At 56.6% G+C, this 22,270-nt stretch carries 22 protein-coding genes; 8 read left to right on the forward strand and 14 right to left on the reverse strand.

Going from position 1 to position 22,270, the window contains the following annotated elements; all coding sequences use genetic code 11:
• Window positions 1–28: 28 nt before the first annotated feature.
• From tdcD to AC0TNG_RS04805, 5 genes are all read left to right on the forward strand, one after another.
• Window positions 29–1,237 (forward strand): propionate kinase, encoded by a 1,209-nt coding sequence (gene tdcD / locus AC0TNG_RS04785; RefSeq protein WP_090418950.1) that lies wholly within the window; start codon window positions 29–31, stop codon window positions 1,235–1,237.
• A gap of 15 nt (window positions 1,238–1,252) precedes the next feature.
• Window positions 1,253–3,547 (forward strand): formate C-acetyltransferase, encoded by a 2,295-nt coding sequence (gene pflB / locus AC0TNG_RS04790; protein ID WP_473712462.1) that lies wholly within the window; start codon window positions 1,253–1,255, stop codon window positions 3,545–3,547.
• A gap of 149 nt (window positions 3,548–3,696) precedes the next feature.
• The gene (locus tag AC0TNG_RS04795; RefSeq protein WP_024906397.1) at window positions 3,697–4,107 is read left to right on the forward strand and encodes a Spy/CpxP family protein refolding chaperone; all 411 of its coding nucleotides are present in this window, start codon (window positions 3,697–3,699) and stop codon (window positions 4,105–4,107) included.
• Between the two features lie 261 nt (window positions 4,108–4,368).
• A complete protein-coding gene (locus tag AC0TNG_RS04800) occupies window positions 4,369–5,700 on the forward strand; it encodes an SLC5/6 family protein (protein ID WP_208763284.1) in 1,332 nt (443 codons plus the stop codon).
• Window positions 5,701–5,720: 20 nt separating this feature from the next.
• The gene (locus AC0TNG_RS04805) at window positions 5,721–7,025 is read left to right on the forward strand and encodes an L-cysteine desulfidase family protein (protein WP_473712461.1); all 1,305 of its coding nucleotides are present in this window, start codon (window positions 5,721–5,723) and stop codon (window positions 7,023–7,025) included.
• 72 nt (window positions 7,026–7,097) lie between these two features.
• Here AC0TNG_RS04805 and AC0TNG_RS04810 read toward each other — a convergent pair whose 3' ends face one another.
• Window positions 7,098–7,799 (reverse strand): pirin family protein, encoded by a 702-nt coding sequence (locus tag AC0TNG_RS04810; protein ID WP_023309295.1) that lies wholly within the window; start codon window positions 7,797–7,799, stop codon window positions 7,098–7,100.
• A gap of 104 nt (window positions 7,800–7,903) precedes the next feature.
• On the opposite strand from AC0TNG_RS04810, the gene AC0TNG_RS04815 reads away from it, so the two are divergent.
• Window positions 7,904–8,806 carry a LysR family transcriptional regulator gene (locus AC0TNG_RS04815; RefSeq protein ID WP_032650335.1) on the forward strand — a complete coding sequence of 301 codons (903 nt, stop codon included), beginning with the start codon at window positions 7,904–7,906 and terminating at the stop codon, window positions 8,804–8,806.
• Window positions 8,807–8,847: 41 nt separating this feature from the next.
• Here AC0TNG_RS04815 and AC0TNG_RS04820 read toward each other — a convergent pair whose 3' ends face one another.
• The 11 genes from AC0TNG_RS04820 to AC0TNG_RS04870 all read right to left on the reverse strand — a co-directional run bounded on the left by AC0TNG_RS04820 (window position 8,848) and on the right by AC0TNG_RS04870 (window position 16,149).
• Window positions 8,848–9,213: a DUF805 domain-containing protein gene (locus tag AC0TNG_RS04820; RefSeq protein WP_024906401.1), complete on the reverse strand. Its 366-nt coding sequence runs from the start codon at window positions 9,211–9,213 to the stop codon at window positions 8,848–8,850.
• A gap of 107 nt (window positions 9,214–9,320) precedes the next feature.
• Complete coding sequence (locus tag AC0TNG_RS04825; protein WP_032650332.1) at window positions 9,321–10,307, reverse strand: glutathione S-transferase family protein; 987 nt, start codon at window positions 10,305–10,307, stop codon at window positions 9,321–9,323.
• A 71-nt stretch (window positions 10,308–10,378) separates the two neighbouring features.
• Window positions 10,379–10,771 (reverse strand): DoxX family protein, encoded by a 393-nt coding sequence (locus AC0TNG_RS04830; RefSeq protein ID WP_023309292.1) that lies wholly within the window; start codon window positions 10,769–10,771, stop codon window positions 10,379–10,381.
• 253 nt (window positions 10,772–11,024) lie between these two features.
• Window positions 11,025–11,321 (reverse strand): YqjK-like family protein, encoded by a 297-nt coding sequence (locus tag AC0TNG_RS04835; RefSeq protein ID WP_024906403.1) that lies wholly within the window; start codon window positions 11,319–11,321, stop codon window positions 11,025–11,027.
• 2 nt (window positions 11,322–11,323) lie between these two features.
• Window positions 11,324–11,716, reverse strand: a complete 393-nt coding sequence (locus AC0TNG_RS04840; protein WP_023333540.1) for a phage holin family protein — start codon at window positions 11,714–11,716, stop codon at window positions 11,324–11,326.
• A 1-nt stretch (window position 11,717) separates the two neighbouring features.
• Window positions 11,718–12,023, reverse strand: coding sequence for an ElaB/YgaM/YqjD family protein (locus AC0TNG_RS04845; RefSeq protein WP_008503141.1), 306 nt, complete (start codon window positions 12,021–12,023; stop codon window positions 11,718–11,720).
• Window positions 12,024–12,054: 31 nt separating this feature from the next.
• On the reverse strand, window positions 12,055–12,423 hold the full coding sequence (locus AC0TNG_RS04850) for a DUF1090 domain-containing protein (RefSeq protein WP_008503142.1): 369 nt from the start codon (window positions 12,421–12,423) through the stop codon (window positions 12,055–12,057).
• Between the two features lie 142 nt (window positions 12,424–12,565).
• Complete coding sequence (gene mzrA, locus AC0TNG_RS04855; protein ID WP_157189769.1) at window positions 12,566–12,949, reverse strand: EnvZ/OmpR regulon moderator MzrA; 384 nt, start codon at window positions 12,947–12,949, stop codon at window positions 12,566–12,568.
• A 2-nt stretch (window positions 12,950–12,951) separates the two neighbouring features.
• Entirely contained in the window at window positions 12,952–13,614 is a 663-nt protein-coding gene (yqjA, locus tag AC0TNG_RS04860; protein ID WP_024906405.1) for a DedA family general envelope maintenance protein YqjA, read from the reverse strand.
• 344 nt (window positions 13,615–13,958) lie between these two features.
• On the reverse strand, window positions 13,959–14,735 hold the full coding sequence (gene exuR / locus AC0TNG_RS04865; protein ID WP_023309288.1) for a transcriptional regulator ExuR: 777 nt from the start codon (window positions 14,733–14,735) through the stop codon (window positions 13,959–13,961).
• Between the two features lie 115 nt (window positions 14,736–14,850).
• On the reverse strand, window positions 14,851–16,149 hold the full coding sequence (locus AC0TNG_RS04870) for an MFS transporter (protein WP_024906406.1): 1,299 nt from the start codon (window positions 16,147–16,149) through the stop codon (window positions 14,851–14,853).
• A 475-nt stretch (window positions 16,150–16,624) separates the two neighbouring features.
• On the opposite strand from AC0TNG_RS04870, the gene uxaC reads away from it, so the two are divergent.
• Entirely contained in the window at window positions 16,625–18,037 is a 1,413-nt protein-coding gene (gene uxaC, locus AC0TNG_RS04875) for a glucuronate isomerase (protein WP_473712460.1), read from the forward strand.
• A 17-nt stretch (window positions 18,038–18,054) separates the two neighbouring features.
• Window positions 18,055–19,542, forward strand: coding sequence for a UxaA family hydrolase (locus tag AC0TNG_RS04880; protein WP_473712459.1), 1,488 nt, complete (start codon window positions 18,055–18,057; stop codon window positions 19,540–19,542).
• A 92-nt stretch (window positions 19,543–19,634) separates the two neighbouring features.
• Here AC0TNG_RS04880 and sstT read toward each other — a convergent pair whose 3' ends face one another.
• Complete coding sequence (sstT, locus tag AC0TNG_RS04885; RefSeq protein WP_473712458.1) at window positions 19,635–20,876, reverse strand: serine/threonine transporter SstT; 1,242 nt, start codon at window positions 20,874–20,876, stop codon at window positions 19,635–19,637.
• 237 nt (window positions 20,877–21,113) lie between these two features.
• Window positions 21,114–22,082, reverse strand: coding sequence for a TerC family protein (locus tag AC0TNG_RS04890; protein WP_023309283.1), 969 nt, complete (start codon window positions 22,080–22,082; stop codon window positions 21,114–21,116).
• Window positions 22,083–22,270: the final 188 nt, after the last annotated feature.

Below are 22,270 nucleotides of genomic sequence, written 5' to 3' on the forward strand. Positions count from 1 at the left end.
CATTGCTCAGGAAGAGCGGAGTCACATGATGATTGAGTTTCCGGTTGTACTGGTAATTAACTGCGGTTCGTCCTCTGTTAAGTTTTCGGTGCTCGACGCCAGCAGCTGCGACGCCCTGATGACGGGCATTGCAGACGGCATCAACACCGAGAAGGCCTTTATTTCCGTGAACGGGGGTGAGCCAGCCAGACTGGCTCACCAGGACTACGAAGGGGCGCTGGCTGCCATCGCCCTGGAGCTGGAGAAGCGTGACCTGATGAGCAGCGTGGCCTTAATTGGCCACCGCATTGCGCACGGCGGCGACCTCTTCAGCGAGTCGACCCTGATTACGGAAGCGGTGATTGAGCAGATCCGCCAGGTCTCTCCGCTGGCGCCGCTGCATAACTACGCTAACCTGAGCGGCGTGGAAGCCGCAGAGCGCTTGTTCCCGGGCGTGCAGCAGGTCGCGGTATTTGATACCAGCTTCCACCAGACGCTGCCGCCGCAGGCGTATCTGTACGGATTGCCGTACCGCTATTTTGAAGAGCTGGGCGTGCGCCGCTACGGCTTCCACGGCACCTCTCACCGCTACGTGGCCGCGCAGGCGCATACGCTTCTCGGGCTGTCCCCCGATGACAGCGGCCTGGTGATTGCCCATCTCGGCAACGGAGCGTCCATCTGCGCGGTGCGCAACGGCGAAAGCGTGGATACTTCCATGGGGATGACCCCCCTGGAAGGGCTGGTAATGGGCACGCGCTGCGGCGACGTGGACTTCGGCGCAGTGGCGTGGATTGCCCAGCAGACCGGGCAGTCGTTCGAGGATCTGGAGCGCGTGGTCAACAAAGAGTCCGGGTTGCTTGGGATTTCCGGCATCTCCTCCGATTTACGCGCGCTGGAGAAAGCCTGGCACGCTGGCAACGAGCGGGCGCAGCTGGCTATCCAGACCTTCGTTCACCGTATAGCGCGACACATTGCCGGGCACGCTGCGTCGCTGCACCGCCTCGATGGGGTGGTCTTTACCGGCGGTATTGGCGAAAACTCGACGCTTGTCCGCGCGCTGGTGGCGGAACATCTGAACGTGTTCGGCATCCGCCTCGACGACGCCAAAAATGCCCTGCCGGGCAGCGCGGGTGAGCGCGTGATCTCCACCGAGTCGTCCCGCGTGGCCTGCGCGGTGATCCCTACCAACGAAGAAAAAATGATCGCGCTGGACGCCCTCCGTCTTGGGAAGGTTACCCCGGCTGCGGCTTACGCCTGATAAAGCGAGAAACACATGAAAGTAACAATCGATACGGGCGTCGCGCCCTACAGCGACGCATGGGCCGGGTTTCGCGGTGAAGAATGGAAAAACGCCGTCAACGTCCGCGATTTTATTCAGCATAACTACACCCCTTATGAAGGCGATGAAGCTTTCCTCGCGCAGGCGACGCCAGCAACGACGGCGCTGTGGCAGAAGGTGATGGTAGGCATTCGCCAGGAGAATGCCACCCACGCCCCGGTGGATTTTGACACCAACATTGCCACCACCATTACGGCCCACGGGCCGGGCTATATCGACCAGGATCTGGAGACGATCGTCGGCCTGCAAACCGATAAGCCGCTCAAGCGCGCCCTGCATCCGTACGGCGGGATCAACATGATCCGCAGCTCGTTCGAAGCCTACGGGCGGGAGATGGATCCGCAGTTTGAATATCTCTTTACCGACCTGCGCAAAACCCACAACCAGGGCGTGTTTGACGTCTATTCGCCAGAGATGATGCGCTGCCGTAAGTCCGGCGTGCTGACCGGCTTGCCAGACGGCTACGGGCGCGGACGCATCATTGGCGACTATCGCCGCGTGGCGCTGTACGGGATCGCTTATCTGGTGCGCGAACGTGAACTCCAGTTTACGGATCTGCAGGGCAGGCTGGAGCGCGGTGAGGATCTGGAGGCGACGATCCGCCTGCGTGAAGAGCTGGCGGAGCATAAGCGCGCGCTGCTGCAGATCCAGCAGATGGCGGCGAACTATGGCTTTGATATCGCACGCCCGGCGATGAACGCCCAGGAAGCGGTGCAGTGGCTCTATTTTGCCTACCTTGCCGCGGTGAAATCCCAGAACGGCGGGGCGATGTCGCTGGGGCGCACGGCCTCGTTCCTCGATATCTACATTGAACGTGACATGCAGGCAGGAAGGCTGAATGAAGTCCAGGCGCAGGAGCTGATCGACCACTTCATCATGAAGATCCGCATGGTGCGCTTCCTGCGCACGCCGGAGTTCGACACGCTCTTCTCCGGCGATCCGATCTGGGCGACGGAAGTGATCGGCGGCATGGGGCTGGACGGGCGCACGCTGGTGACCAAAAACAGCTTCCGCTATCTGCACACCCTGCACACCATGGGGCCAGCACCTGAGCCGAACCTGACGATCCTCTGGTCAGAACAGCTGCCGATCGCGTTCAAGAAATACGCCGCGCAGGTGTCGATCGTCACCTCTTCGCTGCAGTATGAGAACGACGATCTGATGCGTGCGGACTTCAACAGTGACGACTACGCAATTGCCTGCTGCGTCAGCCCGATGGTGATCGGCAAGCAGATGCAGTTCTTTGGCGCGCGCGCCAACCTCGCCAAAACGCTGCTGTTCGCGATCAACGGCGGGGTGGACGAGAAGCTGAAGATCCAGGTCGGTCCTAAAACCGAGCCGCTGCTGGACGACGTGCTGGATTACGACACCGTGATGGCGAGCCTCGATCACTTTATGGACTGGCTGGCGGTGCAGTACATTAGCGCCCTGAATCTCATTCACTACATGCATGATAAGTACAGCTACGAAGCCTCGCTGATGGCGCTGCACGACCGGGACGTCTATCGCACCATGGCCTGCGGCATTGCCGGGCTGTCGGTAGCCGCGGATTCCCTGTCGGCCATTAAATATGCCACGGTGAAGCCGGTGCGCGACCATACCGGACTGGCAGTCGATTTCGTGATTGAAGGGGATTATCCGCAGTACGGCAACAACGACGACCGCGTGGACAGCATTGCCTGCGACCTGGTGGAGCGCTTTATGAAGAAAATTCAGGCGCTGCGGACCTACCGCAACGCGGTGCCAACCCAGTCGATCCTGACCATCACCTCCAACGTGGTTTATGGCCAGAAGACCGGGAACACGCCGGACGGACGACGAGGCGGTACGCCGTTTGCCCCAGGCGCGAACCCAATGCACGGGCGCGACAGAAAAGGGGCGGTGGCCTCGCTAACGTCGGTTGCCAAACTGCCGTTCACCTATGCGAAAGACGGGATTTCCTACACCTTCTCCATCGTGCCGCAGGCGCTTGGCAAGGACGAGCTGGTGCGCAAAACCAACCTGGTGGGGCTACTGGACGGGTATTTCCATCACGAAGCCTCTATTGAGGGAGGGCAGCATCTGAACGTCAACGTCATGAACCGGGAAATGCTCCTCGATGCCATCGCGCACCCGGAGAATTACCCGAACCTGACCATCCGCGTTTCAGGTTATGCGGTGCGGTTTAATGCGCTGACGCGCGAGCAGCAGCAGGATGTGATTTCGCGAACCTTTACCCACTCTATCTAAACGTGAGCTCTCATGCCCCCTCAATGCAGGGGGCCTTTTTTTGTCCGCTAAACATACAAAATTGTTTATATAATTACTCACACATATTCATCCGCTCTTGAAAAACAATACCCCTGCTTTTCCCTATAACAGCATGTAAGGACAGTAAGATGATGAAAATGACCCGTATTGCGCTGGTCGCCGCCTCGCTGGCAGTGTGTAGTTTTACGGCACAGGCCGCGAACGTTGAGGCTGCTCCGTCTCCATCGCAGGATCCGCTGGTGCAGCACCTGAAGCTCAGCAATGAGCAGGTTACGAAGATTGAAGGTCTGCATAAGCAGCTGGAACAAAATGTCAGCAAGATCCCGATGACGGGCGTGAAGGACGGCGCGCTGATCGACATGTTCCAGGCGGGCAAATGGGACGAAAGCACGGTGAAAAGCCAGCTTGCTGCCTTTAGCAAAATTGAAGAGCAGACCCGTTATTACCGCGTGAAATATTACTTCGACGTCAGCCAGGTTTTGACGCCGGAACAGCGTAAACAGATTAGAACGGATATGGCTAACGCGCTGGCTAACTGATTTCCTACCCGCGCATAGCGCGGGTTTTTATTTCTTGATCGGCGTCACTTTTAGAAAATTAGCTTTTAATATCCCACTTCAGAAGCAAAATTTCCTCCAGAAGCAGAATATCCTTATTAATGTTGTGACCTTTTTCTCCCGCTCTCCGGATATGATCTTCCCACACCAATAACACTCACCTGCAACCATCTGAATCGCAATCGCTGGCGATCGGAAACTAATAAAAACAACTGTTTACCCTACAAAATAAGCGAGTGCCCAATGGATACGGCAACAAACAGCAGTATGATTGTGAGTGATTCCCCCGCGGCAAGGCGGGCGGGAATGAGTGAAAGCGAGTGGCGAGAGGCGATTAAATTCGACAGCACCGACACGGGCTGGGTCATCATGAGTATTGGGATGGCTATCGGCGCGGGGATAGTTTTTCTCCCCGTGCAGGTCGGATTAATGGGGCTGTGGGTATTTTTGCTCTCATCAATAATCGGCTATCCGGCCATGTATTTATTCCAGCGTCTGTTTATTAATACGCTGGCGGAATCACCGGAGTGCAAAGATTACCCGAGCGTAATTAGCGGTTATTTGGGTAAGAACTGGGGCATCTTATTAGGCGCGCTCTATTTCGTGATGCTGGTGATCTGGATGTTTGTCTATTCCACGGCCATTACCAACGACAGCGCCTCGTATTTGCACACCTTCGGCGTGACCGACGGTTTGTTATCAGATAATCCGTTTTACGGTTTATGCCTGATCTGCATTCTGGTGGCCATTTCGTCGCGCGGAGAAAAGCTGCTGTTTAAAGTCTCCAGCCTGATGGTGCTGACCAAATTATTCGTGGTAGCCGCGCTGGGGCTGTCAATGATTGGCCTCTGGCATTTAGCCAACGTGGGCATGCTGCCGCCGCTGGGACTGTTGATTAAAAACGCCATCATTACGCTGCCCTTTACCTTAACCTCCATTCTGTTTATTCAGACCCTGAGTCCGATGGTGATCTCATACCGTTCACGGGAAAAATCGGTGGAGGTGGCGCGCCACAAAGCGCTGCGGGCGATGAATATTGCCTTTGGCATCCTGTTTGTGACGGTCTTTTTCTACGCCGTCTCCTTCACGCTGGCGATGGGGCACGATGAGGCGGTTAAAGCCTACGAGCAGAACATTTCGGCTCTGGCGATTGCGGCGCAGTTTATCAGCGGTGATGGCGCGGGCTGGGTCAAAATCGTCAGCGTGATCCTCAATATCTTCGCCGTGATGACCGCGTTCTTCGGCGTCTATCTCGGCTTTCGCGAGGCGACGCAGGGTATCGTCATGAACATCCTGCGCCGCAGAATGCCGGCTGAGAAAATCAATGAAAACGCCGTCCAGCGCGGGATTATGCTGTTCGCCATCCTGCTGGCCTGGAGCGCGATAGTCCTGAACGCGCCGGTGCTGAGCTTCACCTCCATTTGCAGCCCCATCTTCGGCATGGTGGGCTGCCTGATACCTGCATGGCTGGTCTACAAGGTGCCAGCCCTGCATAAATATAAAGGCGTATCGCTGGTGATTATCGTCATCACCGGACTGCTGCTTTGTGTTTCTCCTTTCCTCGCATTCTCCTGAGGGTAATTAAGGTTGTAACGATGTCTGAGCAAACTCATCCTTTATGGAATCAATTTATTCGCGCGGTGCAGGAAGAAGTGAAGCCTGCCCTTGGGTGTACCGAACCCGTCTCTCTGGCACTGGCCTGTGCGATGGCCGCAGACCTTCTGCCGGGGGAGGTCACACGGATTGAGGCGTGGGTCTCGCCGAACCTGATGAAAAACGGGCTGGGCGTGACGGTACCGGGTACCGGTATGGTCGGGTTACCGATTGCGGCGGCGCTGGGCGCGATTGGCGGTAACGCGCACGCCGGACTGGAGGTGTTGAAAGATGCCACCGCCGATGCACTGGTCCGCGGCAAAGCCCTGCTTGAGGCAGGGCAAGTGCAGGTAAAACTGCAGGAGCCCTGTGATGAGATCCTCTATTCCCGCGCCTGCGTTCATGCCGGGGATCACTCGGCGATGGTGACCATCGCGGGCGGGCATACCCGGGTGGTGGAAGTGGTTTGCCAGGGGGAAACGCGCTTTACGCTTGACGATCAACGGTGCCAGACGAATGACGATCCGCTGGCGGTGCTTTCAACTACTACACTGTCGCAGATCCTGGAATTTGTTGAGCAGGTGCCGTTTGAGGCGATCCGCTTTATCCTGCAGGCAGGGCGGCTGAACGATGCGCTCTCCCGCGAAGGGCTCAGCGGGAAGTGGGGGCTGCATATTGGCGCAACGCTTGATAAGCAGCGCGCGCGCGGATGGATGGCGCAGGATCTGGGGTCAGATATTGTAATTCGTACCAGCGCAGCCTCGGATGCCCGCATGGGCGGCGCGACGCTGCCCGCGATGAGCAATTCGGGCTCTGGCAATCAGGGGATCACCGCCACTATGCCGGTTGTGGTCGTGGCTGAACACGTTCAGGCTGACGACGAAAGGCTCGCGCGGGCGCTGATGCTGTCGCATCTGTCGGCGATCTATATCCATTATCAGCTTCCGCGCCTGTCCGCACTGTGTGCGGCGACAACGGCGGCGATGGGCGCTGCGGCGGGTATGGCGTGGCTGATGGGTGGCAGTTACCAGACCATCGCGATGGCGATTGGAAGCATGATCGGCGACGTCAGCGGGATGATCTGCGACGGGGCGTCAAACAGCTGCGCCATGAAGGTCTCAACCAGCGTCAGTAGCGCCTGGAAAGCGGTGATGATGGCGCTGGATGAGTCGGGCGTAACGGGCAACGAGGGGATTGTGGCGCACGATGTGGAGCAGTCAATCGCAAACCTGTGCGCGCTGGCGTGCCGCTCGATGCAGGCCACGGACCGGCAGATTATTGAGATTATGGCGAGTAAGGTGTCGTGAATTAATCCAACCCGTTACCCCTCACCCCGGCCCTCTCCCCAAAGGGGAGAGGGGTTGGGGTGAGGGGGATTTTTAAACCGGCAAATCAATCAGCAGCGCGCGCAGCGGCGTATCCGCCACCAGGGTGATATTCGCTTCATCACGAATAAACGCCCCGTCGCCGCAGGTTAGCGCTTCTTTCTCTTCCGTATGCGTCACCGCATGCACCGTACCGTGAATAGACTGCAAATAGGCGCGCGGGCCATGAAGCTGGAAGCTCGCCTGTTCACCTTTCTTCAGTTCGATATGGTGCAGCCACACCTGCTGACGCAGCTGCAGGCTACCTTTACTGCCATCCGGCGATGCAATCAGCTGTTGCTTATCGCCCGTTAAATCTAACTTCTGTACCAGCGGATTTTCCCGCTCAGGGCAGGCGTCCAGCCACAGCTGCATGCGGGTCAGCGTTTTGTCTTTGCTGAGGTTATGCTCGCTGTAGCTGATGCCCGGCTGCGTGGAAATTAACAATGCTTCGCCAGCCTTTGCCTGGACATGATTGCCCTCGCTATCGCGGTATTCTGCCTCGCCTTCCAGGATCAGGTTCAGGATATCGACTTTCGGGTACGTACGCGGCTGGAAGGAGGCGCCCGGGGCGAGCACTTCCTGGTTCAACACGCGCAATGAAGCGTAACCGAGGAGTTTAGGGTCAAAGTAGTGTCCAAAGGAAAAGGTGTAGCGGGCCTGCAGCCAACCGAAATCGGCTTGTCCGCACTGTTTAGCTGTTCTTGTCGTAATCATAAACTTGACCTCTCTTTACACTAAAACAATGGTAAAGGTATGGACGCTGCATTGTTAGCCAGATATTCTGCCTGGTATGTTCAAATTTCCTGAATGAGAACGAGATGGCTAAAGAGAGAGCATTGACGCTTGAGGCGCTTCGCGTCATGGACGCGATTGACCGGCGCGGCAGTTTTGCGGCGGCGGCCGATGAACTGGGGCGCGTTCCGTCTGCGCTGAGCTACACCATGCAGAAGCTGGAAGAAGAGCTGGACGTGGTGCTGTTTGACCGCTCCGGTCATCGAACTAAATTCACCAACGTCGGGCGGATGCTGCTGGAGCGTGGCCGCGTGCTGCTGGAAGCGGCGGACAAGCTCACGACGGACGCCGAAGCGCTGGCGCGCGGCTGGGAAACCCATCTGACGTTAGTTACCGAAGCGCTGGTGCCGTCAGAAGCGCTGTTTCCGCTGGTGGACCGCCTGGCAGCGAAGGCCAATACGCAGCTGTCGATCATCACCGAGGTGCTGGCAGGGGCGTGGGAGCGTCTGGAGACGGGCAGGGCGGATATCGTCATTGCGCCGGACATGCACTTCCGCTCATCGTCAGAAATCAACTCGCGCAAGCTCTACAGCGTGATGAACGTCTACGTTGCTGCCCCCAACCACCCGATTCACCAGGAGCCGGAGCCGCTCTCTGAAGTCACGCGCGTGAAGTATCGCGGCGTGGCGGTCGCGGATACCGCGCGCGAGCGTCCGGTGCTGACGGTGCAGTTACTGGATAAGCAGCCTCGTCTGACGGTGACCTCGCTGGAAGACAAACGGCAGGCGCTGCTGGCAGGTCTGGGCGTGGCGACCATGCCGTACCCGTTTGTGGAAAAAGATATTGCAGAAGGGCGACTGCGGGTCGTGAGCCCGGAGTATACCAGCGAAGTGGATATCATTATGGCGTGGCGTCGCGACAGCATGGGCGAAGCCAAATCATGGTGCCTGCGCGAAATACCCAAACTCTTCGCCCACCACAATAAATAAACGAGTAGGCCCGGTAAGCGTCAGCGCCACCGGGCGTTATTTTACGCGCCGACCTTAGGATCGGGGCCAAAGCGGTTTTCGCCCGGCGTCCCGCTCTGGCAGTTGAAAATCAAAATCACGATCCAGCCCACAATCGGGATCAACAGCAGCAATAGCCACCACGCTGAACGATCGGTGTCGTGCAGTCGACGGAACAGCACCGCCCATGATGGCAGCAGGACCAACAGGCCATAAATGGTGGTCAGCACGCCTTCACCGCCAGCCCGCTCCCAGCCGAGAATTTTATCCACAATGCCCAGCACCATGACGAGGATGAAGTTCACCAGAACGAACATCCAGTACTCTTTGCGGCGGGCGCGGCCACCAAATCCAATGTAGTTGCGCAGTACTTTTAAATACCAGTCCATTTTTCCTTGCCTCAATAGTCGGTCAATCACTTGTTTTTTAAGCAATCAAAGTAAGGATAGATGGAGATTGTGAATTAAAAAAGGGCATCTATTGATGCCCTTAATATTTATCCAAAACGGACGTCGCGCCCGTGAGGTTCATCCAGATCCTGCCACGGCCCAATGGAGATAATGCCCGTCGGGTTGATGGTTTTGTGGCTGCGGAAATAGTGGGTGCGAATATGGTCGAAGTCGACCGTCTCCGCGATGCCCGGCATCTGGTAGATGTCGCGCAGGAAACCATACAGGTTCAGGTAATCGCTGATGCGGTGCTTGTCGCACTTAAAGTGGGTGACATAGACCGGATCAAAGCGAACCAGCGTGGTCCACAGGCGAATGTCCGCTTCCGTGAGGCGATCGCCCGTCAGGTAGCGATGCTTGCCCAGGAGCTGTTCCAGGCGTTCAAGCGATTCAAACACTTTTCCAACCGCTTCGTCATACGCTTCCTGGCTGGTGGCGAAACCGGCCTTATAGACACCGTTGTTGACGTTGTCGTAAATCCAGCTGTTCAGCTCATCAATCTTATCGCGCAGTTCAACCGGGTAGTAATCCCCGGCGCGGGCGCCGTGGGCATCAAATGCGGTATTGAACATGCGGATGATTTCCGCAGACTCATTGCTGACAATCGTCTGGTTTTTCTTGTCCCACAGCACCGGCACGGTCACGCGACCGGTGTAATGCGGATCGGCGCGCAGATAGAGCTGGTACAGGAAATCGTGGTGATACAGTTCGTCGCCGGTCGCCGCAGGGAAATCACTGTCAAACGTCCAGCCGTTTTCCAGCATCAACGGGTTGACGACGGAAACCGGAATGAAGGATTCAAGACCTTTAAGCTTGCGCACGATCAGCGTGCGGTGGGCCCACGGACAGGCAAGGGAAACATAAAGATGATAACGGTCTTTCTCAGCCGCGAAGCCGCCTTCACCGCTAGGGCCAGGCGCACCATCGGCGGTCAGCCAGTTACGGAAGGCCGAAACAGAGCGCTTAAAGCGACCTCCGGTGGATTTGGTGTCATACCAGACATCCTGCCAGACGCCGTCTACGAGTTGTCCCATTTTTTCTCCTCCGTCAGATAGCAAAAGCGAGGAGATGTCTCCTCGCTTTGTGTTCATTCAGTATAGCGTGCTTACCATTTCTTATTCAGAACGCGGTCGATGCTGTATGCGCCCGGGCCAGTGACGGCCAGCAGCAGGAAGCCACCCGCGATGGTCAGGTTTTTCATGAACATCAGAGAGTTCACGCCTTCCGCAAAGTTGCTGTGGAAGATGAACGCCGTCAGCACGGTAAAGCCTGCGGTAAACAGCGCGGTGGTGCGGGTCAGGAAGCCGAACAGGACTGCCAGGCCGCCGCCGAACTCAAGAAGAATGGTCAGTGGCAACAGGAACCCCGGAACGCCCATGGCTTCCATATACTGCTGGGTACCCGCATAACCGGTGATTTTTCCCCAACCTGCCACGATGAACAGAATTGGCATCAGAATACGCGCTACCAGTACACCAACATCTTCTAATTTTTTCATTTTACTCTCCAGGAAACCACATCAGCGGCTGAACGTTATTTGTCTGCAATTCCGGGTAGATACCGCGTCGTTGCTGTCGATGGAGAGGATAATAAACGGGGCGGGTGGCAATTGTTAGCAAGGAAAACTGTCAATCTTTTTCAAAGATATTGAGTAAGGGAAAGTGCGCGCTGGTGCCCTCACCCCAACCCTCTCCCACAGGGAGAGGGTGCAAAAACAAAAAACGGTAACCTGGGTTACCGTTTTGCTTTTATCACCGCAGCTGCTGCTGCCGCAACGTTGCTTTCACCAGACGCCAGGCGCTCCATGCACCAAATCCACGACGCGCCCAGCGGATCAGCATATTTGGATGACGAACGGACCAGATAGCCATCACGCTGCTGCCGACCAGCGCCCATGAACGCAGGCTCAGGACGGTATTCCAGCCCCGGTCAAACCGTCGCGTCGCGTCAATCCAGTCGCGACGGCTGGCAGACAGGTCCAGCCGTTGCTGCTGGATCTGGCTTAACAGGTACGCTTTTCGCTTTTGACGTTCGGCTTTACCGCTCACGGCTAGTCATCCTCCAGCAGGGCGCGATCGTTCGCCAGCTCCTGACGCGTATGGCGCAGGAAAGTAGACTTGCGCGCTTTACGCAGCGTCCAGATACCGCCGATCAACGCGGCGACCAGCAGAACGACGGTGGTGGCAATCATCGCGTTAAGACGATACTGCGGGTCAATGGCCCAGATGATTAACACCATCAGGCTCATCAGGCCAAACGCGGCGAAGAGCATGGTCAGCCCGAGCATCAGCAGCATCTGGAAGAGGTTCGCTTTCTCCTCTTCCAGCTCGACCACTGCCAGCCGGACGCGCGTTTCGGCAATCCCGACCAGCGTCGTTAAAATACGCTGGCCGATGCCGAGGACGTTGTTAGCAGGCCCTTGTGCGTGACGAGGATCTTCCATATCAACGACGCGTCAGCAGGACACCCAGCACCACACCCACTGCGGCACCAATCCCTACACCCGTCCATGGATTATCACGCACATATTCGTCCGCGCGGGCAGCCGCTTCACGGGTTTGTTTCGCCAGTGCATCACCGGTTTCACCCAGGCGATAACGGCTCTCCTTCAGCGCTTGCTCCGCCTTGCTGCGCAGCTTGCTGACCTCTTCTTTTGACTTGTCAGCAGAGGAGTTCAGCACCTCTTCAAGGGTATCGGCCAGGGATTTCAGTTCAGCGCGCAGATGTTCAGACGTCGTATCTTTTGACATGATTCTCTCTCCTGTTGAGATTTCCGTTAACTCAATAATCGCGAGCTTCCAGCGCTTTCAGGTCGTCCTGCGCTTCTTTCAACTTCTTCTCGCGCTTAGCAATTTTTTCCGCATCCCCTTTCTCTTTCGCTTCCTGCAGGTCGCGACGGCGCTCGGCTATCTCGTCCTTCTGTTCAGCGATTTTCTTCTGGTGGTCGGCACGAAGCTTGCTGTCTGAACAGTTCGCTTTCACTTCGCTCAGCGCTTTTTTTAGACCATCAACACGGTGCTGATTGTTATGCTTTTCGGCATAACCGATCTCACGCTGAATATCCTGTTCTTTCTCCTGACAGAGAGAGTTTGCGAAGGATGCTGTGCTTAAAGAAAAAAGGGCCAAAGCCAGAGTCATGCGGAATTTCATTATCGAAACCTTCCATTGTGTGGCGGCATAAGCCGCTATCCAAAGTTATGCGGAGTACATCGAGGGGTGCTCCGCGTACTTAAGCATAGTAAGTAAACGGGGGATTCACCAAAGTGAGTGAAAAGATTCGGAATCCTGGAAGTTATCCAAACCGATGCGACGTATCGCGAATCAATGAGAGCCAGGCAGCTGGCTGGCTGTCATCTTCCTGCTGAGCAATGATATACCCGCGCGGCAGCGTACGGTCGAGAACCACTTTCGCGGCGGCACTTTGCGCACGGGAATCAAACTTGATCAGTAAAACATCGTCCTGCGGGGTGATGCTCTTAAAGCGGATCCCGTTCGCATCCAGATGATGCCAGACAGAAAAACCGTCAGGCACGCTGGCACCCTGGTTTACCGGGCGGATGGCCAGCGTCGATTCCTGATGCGAAAGCGCGCTCCAGGCCAGCAGCAGGGCGCTGAGCAGCACCAGCGTAATCATGGCAAAGGCAAAACGGCGCAGAGCGAGCGGTGAGATAACCATCGTCAGCCTCTGGCTCCGTATTTCTTTTTCCACAGGACGACCAGGGAGCCGATCAGGCCAAAGACCAGCAGAACCACAGGCAGCAGCATCAGGCAGGACATCAGCTGGTCTTCATATTTCATAAAGACCGGCGTTTTACCCAATGCATAACCCAGCGTCGTCAGAATAAGCACCCATAGCAGACCACTCATCCAGTTGAAGAACTGGAAGCGCGTGCTGCTCAACCCAGACAGCCCGGCAATGGTGGGCAACAGGGTGCGAACAAAGGCAATAAAGCGGCCAATCAGCAGCGCGGAAAGCCCGTGCTTATGGAAAAGGTGGTGCGCACGCTGATGATAATGTGCAGGCAGGTGCGAGAGCCAGTTCTGGACGATTCGGGTATTGCCCAGCCATCTTCCCTGGATATAGCTCACCCAGCAGCCGAGGCTGGCCGCGACGGTCAGTAATAAAATGGTGTGTGGAAACGCCATCGCCCCTTTGGCACACAGCACGCCGACGAGCACCAGCAAACTATCACCGGGCAGGAAGGCAGCAGGCAGCAAACCGTTCTCAAGGAACAGGATCATAAACAAGACGAAATAGAGCATGCCAATCATGGAAGGGTTGGCCAGCGTTTCAAAATCCTGCGCCCAAAGGGCATGCAGTAGTTGGGTCAAAAGTTCCATTCAGTGTTCCTGGAAATCGGTTAACGTCACGCCTGTTATCCGGGACAAACAGCACGGCGACATTGTTGTGATTTCATTATGGTCGCTCGCGGACACATTGCGGTGTGGCCAACACTGTTCCCTGTTAATTGGCTGGTTAGCAAGCACTAACTTACAAAATAAGGAATTGAATCCAATTGTAACAAAGCCCAACGTTCTGCGTCACAGAATTTGCAGGGGTGAGTTGATTTTGGCGTAAGCCCAGGAAGTGAGCGAGGGGATTTACAAAGGCTGACACTATATATGTTTTGCTTACCCATGTAAGCCGGAAGGCGCAACGTAGCGCCTGCCAGCAGAAAGGTCATCTATTTTGCGGCACTGGATGCCGTATCGAGATGAACAACGGGATTGTCGGCGAAAAGATAGCGGTCAGCGTTAAATTCGAAGTCATCGCTGGTTTCGTTGAACAGCATCTGCTTGGTGTTTTCCAGGTGCTGCCACATCGCCAGCTTAGCGGCATGCGGGTCTTTACGAATCAGCGCCTTAAGGATTTGATCGTGATCGTCACACCAGTTGTCGACGGTACGGGAATCGATATGGTCGTGCAGTTTTTTCCAGTACGGGTTGTGAACGCGCTGAGTCCACATTTTTTCTACGATTGCCGCCAGCGCCGTATTTTGGGTTGCCAGGGCGACCTGAACGTGGAACTGCAGATCCCACTCTGAATCGCGGAAACATTTTTCCTTACGGGCATTCTCCTGGATCTCCATCAACTTCATGATGTCCTGCTTGGTCACCTGCGTCGCCGCAAACTCGGCAATATTGCTTTCGATCAGCTGGCGAGCCTGGAGCAGCTCAAACGGGCCATAGCTGGCGAATTCCAGACTTTCGTCCGCGACGGGAGAGTGTTTCGGCAGATTAGAAATCACGTGAATGCCGGAGCCTTTGCGTACCTCAACGTAACCTTCCACTTCGAGCATGATAATCGCTTCACGCACCACGGTGCGGCTCACGCTTTTTTCATCCGCGATAAAGCGCTCGGCGGGAAGTTTATCACCGACAAGATAGACCCCTTGCTCGATGCGATCTTTCAGCTCGGCAGCAAGTTGTTGATATAAACGACGTGGTTCGGTGATTTCCATATGCGCTCCAGGCAGGGTACGGCAGATGATTTGTTATACCACTTTTGCGTGCCACTCTCCAGATTTTGCCATTAAAAAAGCCGCCCGGAGGCGGCTTCGGTGAAACGCATTTTCGCTAACTCTGCGTCGCCGGTTTCCCGAGGGACTCTTTCGCCAGCTCTTCTGCCGATTTGCTTTTCAACACCGTCCAGATCACTACCGCCCCCAGCAGGTCGAAAATAGCCAGCACGGCGAACAGCGGACTGAAGCCGATGGTATCCGCCAGCGCGCCGACCACCAGCGCAAACATCGTACTCGCGGTCCAGGCGGCCATCCCGGTCAGGCCGTTGGCGGTGGCCACTTCGTTGCGGCCGAAGACGTCAGACGAGAGCGTAATCAGCGCGCCGGACAGGGACTGGTGCGCAAAGCCACCGATGCACAGCAGGGCAATGGCGACGTACGGGCTGGTGAACAGGCCGATCATACCCGGGCCAATCATCAGCAGCGCGCCCATGGTGACGACCATCTTACGGGAAACAATCAGGTTCACCCCAAACCAGCGCTGGAACAGCGGTGGCAGGTAGCCGCCCACGATACAGCCCAGGTCAGCGAACAGCATTGGCATCCAGGCGAACATCGCGATCTCTTTCAGGTTAAAGCCGTAGACTTTAAACATGAACAGGGGGATCCACGCGTTAAAGGTGCCCCAGGCCGGTTCAGCCAGGAAACGCGGCAGGGCGATACCCCAGAACTGACGGGTGCCCAGGATCTGCCAGACGGTCATTTTTTTGCCGTTGTTGGTCTGATGCTGCGCTTCCTGACCACCAATGATGTATTCGCGTTCTTCTTCGGAGAGCTTTTTCTGATCGCGCGGGTGTTTATAGAAAATCAGCCACGCCATTGCCCAGGCAAAGCTCAGCACGCCAGAGATGATGAACGCCATCTGCCAGCTGTGCATCACAATGGCCCACACCACCAGCGGCGGTGCAATCATTGCCCCGATGGACGAGCCCACGTTGAAGTAGCCGACCGCAATGGATCGCTCTTTTGCCGGGAACCACTCGGAGCTGGCCTTCAGGCCTGCCGGGATCATCGCGGCTTCTGCCGCACCGACCGCACCACGCGCCAGCGCCAGCCCACCCCAGCTGCCTGCCAGCGCGGTGGCACCGCAGAACACCGCCCAGGCGATGGCGAAGAAGGCATAACCGATTTTGGTACCGAGAATGTCCAGCACATAGCCAGCAACAGGCTGCATGATGGTATACGCCGCGGAATAGGCGGCAATGATGTAGGAGTATTGCTGCGTGGAGATATGCAGCTCTTCCATTAACGTTGGCGCTGCAGCTGCCACGGTGTTACGCGTCAGGTAGCCCAGCACGGTGCCTAACGTCACCAGTGCGATCATATACCAACGTAACCCTTTAATTTTACGCATCTAAAACCTCATCGTTATGTTATGTCCGCGCCAGAGCACGGCAACCTCTCAACCGTTTCCGGGAGCAGTTGTGTAACGGGAGGGGCGTAGCGGGAGCATGTCCCGGAACGGCCCGAACCTTGCCATAAGTAAGCGTGCATAAGTCGGTATCCGTACCGTTAAACCCGATGCCTCTCACACCGGTAATGCATTCCGTCGGCTTAGCGTTTGCGACGGCGAAAAGATAACTTGTCATACAACTTTAAAAGGTGAGTGACATCACAAATGTATGATTCTTTGTAGGGACATTAATCGCTGCACGCAAAGCCAGTAATGGCGCGGCCTGTAGAAGGGTTTACGCCATTGAGGGTAATTTATTTGTTGGTGTTTATTGATCTCACTCACGAAAAAAGCTTCGGCGGGTGGAAATTGGTGTGATAACTTTGCAGCATATGAACATACGCTTTCTGACGCTCCCGTAATGAGGAAGACGATAATGACGCCGTTTATGACCGAAGATTTTCTGTTGGATACCGAATTTGCTCGCCGCCTGTATCATGACTACGCAAAAGACCAGCCGATTTTCGACTACCACTGCCATTTACCACCGCAGCAGGTTGCCGAAAATTACCGTTTCAAAAACCTGTATGACATCTGGCTGAAGGGTGACCACTATAAATGGCGTGCCATGCGCACCAACGGCGTCGCTGAACGCCTGTGCACCGGCGATGCGACCGACCGCGAGAAGTTTGACGCCTGGGCGGCGACCGTTCCGCACACCATCGGCAACCCGCTTTATCACTGGACGCACCTCGAGCTGCGTCGTCCGTTTGGCATCACCGGCAAACTGCTCTCCCCAACGACCGCCGATGAAATCTGGGATCGCTGCAATGCGCTGCTGGCGCAGGATAACTTTTCCGCGCGCGGCATCATGAAGCAGATGAACGTGAAGATGGTGGGGACCACCGACGATCCGATTGATTCCCTGGAACATCATGCCGTCGTCGCCAAAGACACCGCTTTTGATATCAAAGTGCTCCCAAGCTGGCGCCCGGACAAAGCCTTCAACATTGAGCAGGCTACGTTTAACGACTACATGGCGAAGCTGGCGGAAGTGTCCGATACCGACATTCGCCGTTTCGCCGATCTGCAAACCGCGCTGACCAAACGTCTGGATCACTTCGCGGCGCACGGCTGTAAAGTCTCTGACCACGCGCTGGACGTCGTGCTGTTCGCGGAATCAAACGAAGCCGAGCTGGACAGCATCCTTGCGCGTCGCCTGTCCGGTGAATCGCTTAGCGAGCACGAAGTGGCGCAGTTCAAAACGGCGGTACTGGTGTTCCTCGGCGCGGAATACGCGCGTCGCGGCTGGGTACAGCAGTACCACATCGGCGCACTGCGCAACAATAACCAGCGCCAGTTCAAACTGATCGGTGCGGACGTGGGCTTTGACTCCATCAACGACCGTCCGCTGGCGGAAGAGCTGTCCAAACTGCTGAGCAAACAGAATGAACAAAACCTGCTGCCAAAAACCATCCTGTACTGCCTGAACCCGCGCGATAACGAAGTGCTGGGCACCATGGTCGGCAACTTCCAGGGCGAAGGGATGCCGGGCAAGATGCAGTTTGGTTCCGGCTGGTGGTTCAACGATCAGAAAGACGGCATGGAGCGTCAGATGACGCAGCTGGCGCAGCTTGGTCTGCTGAGCCGCTTTGTCGGCATGCTAACCGATAGCCGCAGCTTCCTCTCTTACACTCGCCACGAATACTTCCGCCGCATTCTGTGCCAGATGATTGGCCGCTGGGTGCACGCGGGCGAAGCGCCGGCGGATATCCAGCTGCTGGGCGACATGGTGAGAAACATCTGCTTTAACAATGCGCGTGACTACTTCGCCATTGAACTGAACTAAGGCCGTTTGAGGTTGATATGCAATACATCAAAATCCATTCGCTGGATAACGTGGCCGTCGCGCTGACGGATCTCGCTGAAGGCGACGTGGTGACCGTTGATAACCAGAGCGTCACCCTGCGTCAGGCGATTGCTCGCGGACACAAGTTTGCCGTGAAGCCTCTCGCTAAAGGGGACAACGTCATTAAGTACGGTCTTCCGATTGGGCATGCGCTGGCGGATATCGTGCCGGGTGAACATATTCATTCCCATAATACCCGCACCAATCTGAGCGATCTGGACGAGTACAGCTATCAACCTGATTTACCTGCGGCACAAGAGCAGGCGGCGGATCGTGACGTGCAGATCTACCGCCGCGCCAATGGCGACGTGGGGATCCGCAACGAGCTGTGGATCCTCCCGACCGTCGGCTGCGTGAACGGGATTGCGCGTCAGATCCAGACGCGCTTCCTGAAAGAGACTCACGATGCCGAAGGCACCGACGGGGTACATCTGTTTAGCCACACCTACGGCTGCTCCCAGCTGGGTGATGACCACATTAATACCCGCACCATGCTGCAAAACATGGTGCGTCACCCGAACGCGGGCGCGGTGCTGGTGATTGGCCTGGGCTGCGAGAACAACCAGGTGGACGCCTTCCGCGAAACGCTGGGGGAATTCGACCCTGAGCGCGTGCATTTTATGGTGTGTCAGCATCAGGACGACGAAGTGGAAGCGGGCGTTGAGCAGCTTCATCAGCTGTATAACGTGATGCGCCACGACAAGCGCGAGCTGGGCAAGCTGAGCGAGCTGAAGTTTGGTCTGGAGTGCGGCGGGTCTGACGGCCTGTCCGGTATCACCGCCAACCCGATGCTGGGCCGCTTCTCGGACTATATGATTGCTAACGGCGGCACGACGGTGCTGACCGAAGTGCCGGAAATGTTCGGCGCGGAACGTATTCTGATGAGCCACTGCCGCGACGAAGAGACGTTTGAGAAAACCGTCACCATGGTGAACGACTTCAAACAGTACTTCATTGCTCACAATCAGCCGATTTATGAAAACCCGTCTCCGGGTAACAAAGCGGGCGGGATCACCACGCTGGAAGAGAAATCCCTCGGCTGCACCCAGAAAGCGGGTGCGAGCCAGGTGGTTGACGTTCTGCGTTACGGCGAGCGCCTGAAAACGCACGGTCTGAACCTGCTGAGCGCGCCGGGTAACGATGCGGTCGCCACCAGCGCGCTGGCGGGAGCCGGCTGTCATATGGTGCTGTTTAGCACCGGTCGCGGCACGCCGTACGGCGGTTTTGTGCCGACGGTGAAAATCGCCACCAACAGCGAGCTGGCGGCGAAGAAAAAACACTGGATTGACTTTGATGCCGGGCAGCTTATCCACGGCAAGGCGATGCCGCAGTTGCTGACGGAATTCGTGGACGCGATTGTGGAATTTGCCAACGGCAGGCAGACCTGCAACGAGAAGAACGATTTCCGCGAGCTGGCGATCTTTAAGAGTGGTGTGACGCTTTAATCGGTGCGGCCTGATGCCCTCACCCTAGCCCTCTCCCACGGGGAGAGGGTACAAACACTAAAAACGGCAACCTCAGGGTTGCCGTTTTGCTGTTAACCTCGTAGGGCGTTCTTCGCTAAACGCGCGTCTTCCGCCTGACAGGCCGCTGCGGTGAACAGCACGTCGGTAGAGGAGTTCAGCGCGGTTTCGCAGGAGTCCTGCAGCACGCCGATGATAAAGCCGACGGCCACAACCTGCATTGCGATCTCGTTCGGGATGCCGAACATATTGCACGCCAGCGGGATCAGCAGCAGGGAACCGCCCGCCACACCGGATGCGCCGCATGCACACAGCGACGCCACCACGCTCAGCAGCAGCGCGGTTGGCAGATCCACCGGAATACCCAGCGTCTGCACCGCGGCCAGCGTCAGCACCGTAATGGTGATCGCCGCGCCCGCCATGTTTACGGTTGCACCCAGCGGGATCGACACGGAGTAGGTATCGCGGTCCAGGTTCAGCTTCTCCGCCAGTGCCATGTTAACCGGAATGTTCGCCGCAGAGCTGCGGGTGAAGAAGGCATACACGCCGCTTTCGCGCAGGCAGGTCAGCACCAGCGGGTACGGATTACGGCGGATCTGCCAGAACACCAGCAGCGGGTTGATCACCAGCGCCACCAGCAGCATACAGCCGACCAGAACCACCAGCAGCTGCGCGTAACCCCACAGCGCGTCAAAACCGGTGGTTGCCAGCGTGGAAGAGACCAGACCGAAAATACCAATTGGCGCAAAGCGAATGACCAGCTTCACCATAAAGGTGACGGCGTTCGACAAATCGTTGACCAGGTGTTTCGTGGTGTCGTTACCGTGGCGCAGTGCGAAGCCCAGACCAATCGCCCAGACCAGGATGCCAATGTAGTTTCCGCTCATCAGCGCGGCGATGGGGTTAGAGACCATGCTCATCAGCAGGCCGCGAAGCACTTCGACAATGCCGGATGGCGGCGTGATATCACCGGCCGCGCTGGTCAGGTGCAGCGTGGACGGGAACAGGAAACTAAACACAACGGCGGTTAGCGCGGCTGAGAAGGTCCCCAGAAGATACAGGAACAGAATAGGGCGAATATTGGTTTTTTGTCCGTGCTGGTGGTTGGCAATCGACGCCATAACCAGCATCAGTACCAGAACCGGCGCGACCGCTTTCAGTGCGCCAACGAAAAGGGTACCGAGCAGCCCCGTGGCTTCCGCTGCAGGTTTTGAAACCATCGCAAGCAGAATACCCAATATCAGTCCTACCAGAATTTGTTTAACCAGACTTCCCTGCGCCAGGCGCGCAAACAGCCCCGTTGATTGTGTGCTCATACATTATTCCTGAGTGAAATTGCGTTCCATCCCGGATGTGCTCTTAGTCACATTTATGTCCGGATGTAAGTAAATGTTTGCCTGGTCGAGTATAGGGAAAGTGTCTTGGGAGGGAAGCGTAAAATGCTGGATTTTACGTGGTGCGTCATGTTTTTTAACTACTTCGTTACAAATGTGTGTTCACCCTCTCCCTGTGGGAGAGGGCCGGGGTGAGGGCATCAGTCCGCACCGAACGTTTTACTCCACCTGCTGCTTCTTATCGTGCTGGCGGTTAACCCAGGTATTGATAATCAGCGTCACGATCAGAATGCCAAACACCACGCCGAGCGAAATGGCGATCGGGATATGGTAGAAATCGACGATCAGCATCTTGATACCGATAAACACCAGGATCACCGACAGACCGTACTTCAGCATCGAGAAGCGCTCCGCCGCGCCCGCCAGCAGGAAGTACATCGCACGCAGGCCGAGAATGGCGAACAGGTTTGAGGTCAGGACGATGAACGGGTCGGTGGTCACCGCGAAGATAGCCGGGATGCTGTCCACGGCGAAAATCACGTCGCTCAGCTCAACCAGAATCAGCACCAGCAGCAGCGGGGTGGCAAACAGCAGGCCGTTCTTGCGCACGAAGAAGTGTTCGCTCTCAATCTTATCGGTCATGCGCAGGTGTCCACGGATCCACTTCACCAGCGGGCGATCGCCAATCGCAGAGCCGTCCTCTTTCGCCAGCGCCATTTTGACCCCGGTGAACAGCAGGAACGCGCCGAAGACGTACAGCAGCCATTCGAACTGGGTAATCAGCCAGCTGCCGGCGAAGATCATTATGGTACGCAGGATAATCGCCCCCAGCACGCCGTAGACCAGCACGCGGCGCTGCAGGGCCGCAGGCACGGCGAAATAGCTGAACAGCATCAGCCAGACGAAGACGTTATCGACCGCCAGGGCTTTTTCAATCAGATAGCCAGTGAGGAAGGCGAGGGCCTGAGGATCGGCCACCGCGCGGCCTTCGGTCGAGGCCAGATACCACCAGAAGGCGGCACAGAACAGCAGGGAGAGGGTAACCCACACCAGCGACCAGGCCGCAGCCTGTTTCATGGTCATGCCGTGCGCGCCGCGACGCCCCTGTAAAAAGAGGTCGATCGCCAGCATGATGAGCACGACAACCGCGAATCCGCCCCACAACATGGGAGTGCCGACAGAATGCATACTATTTTCCTTACACATAAAAAACAAAAACGGCCATGGTCAGAAGACGATAGCCGTTAGCTTTTTATGCATAGACCTCGCCTTCCGGCAAGGTCTCACTTACAACCACGAGGGTTGCCCGGCGACCGGATGCGGTATTGCACGCATCGTAATGACGATCCACCGACGAAGAAGTTACTCCCCTTTGC

Source organism: Enterobacter sp. PL_is514 (assembly GCF_055816715.1).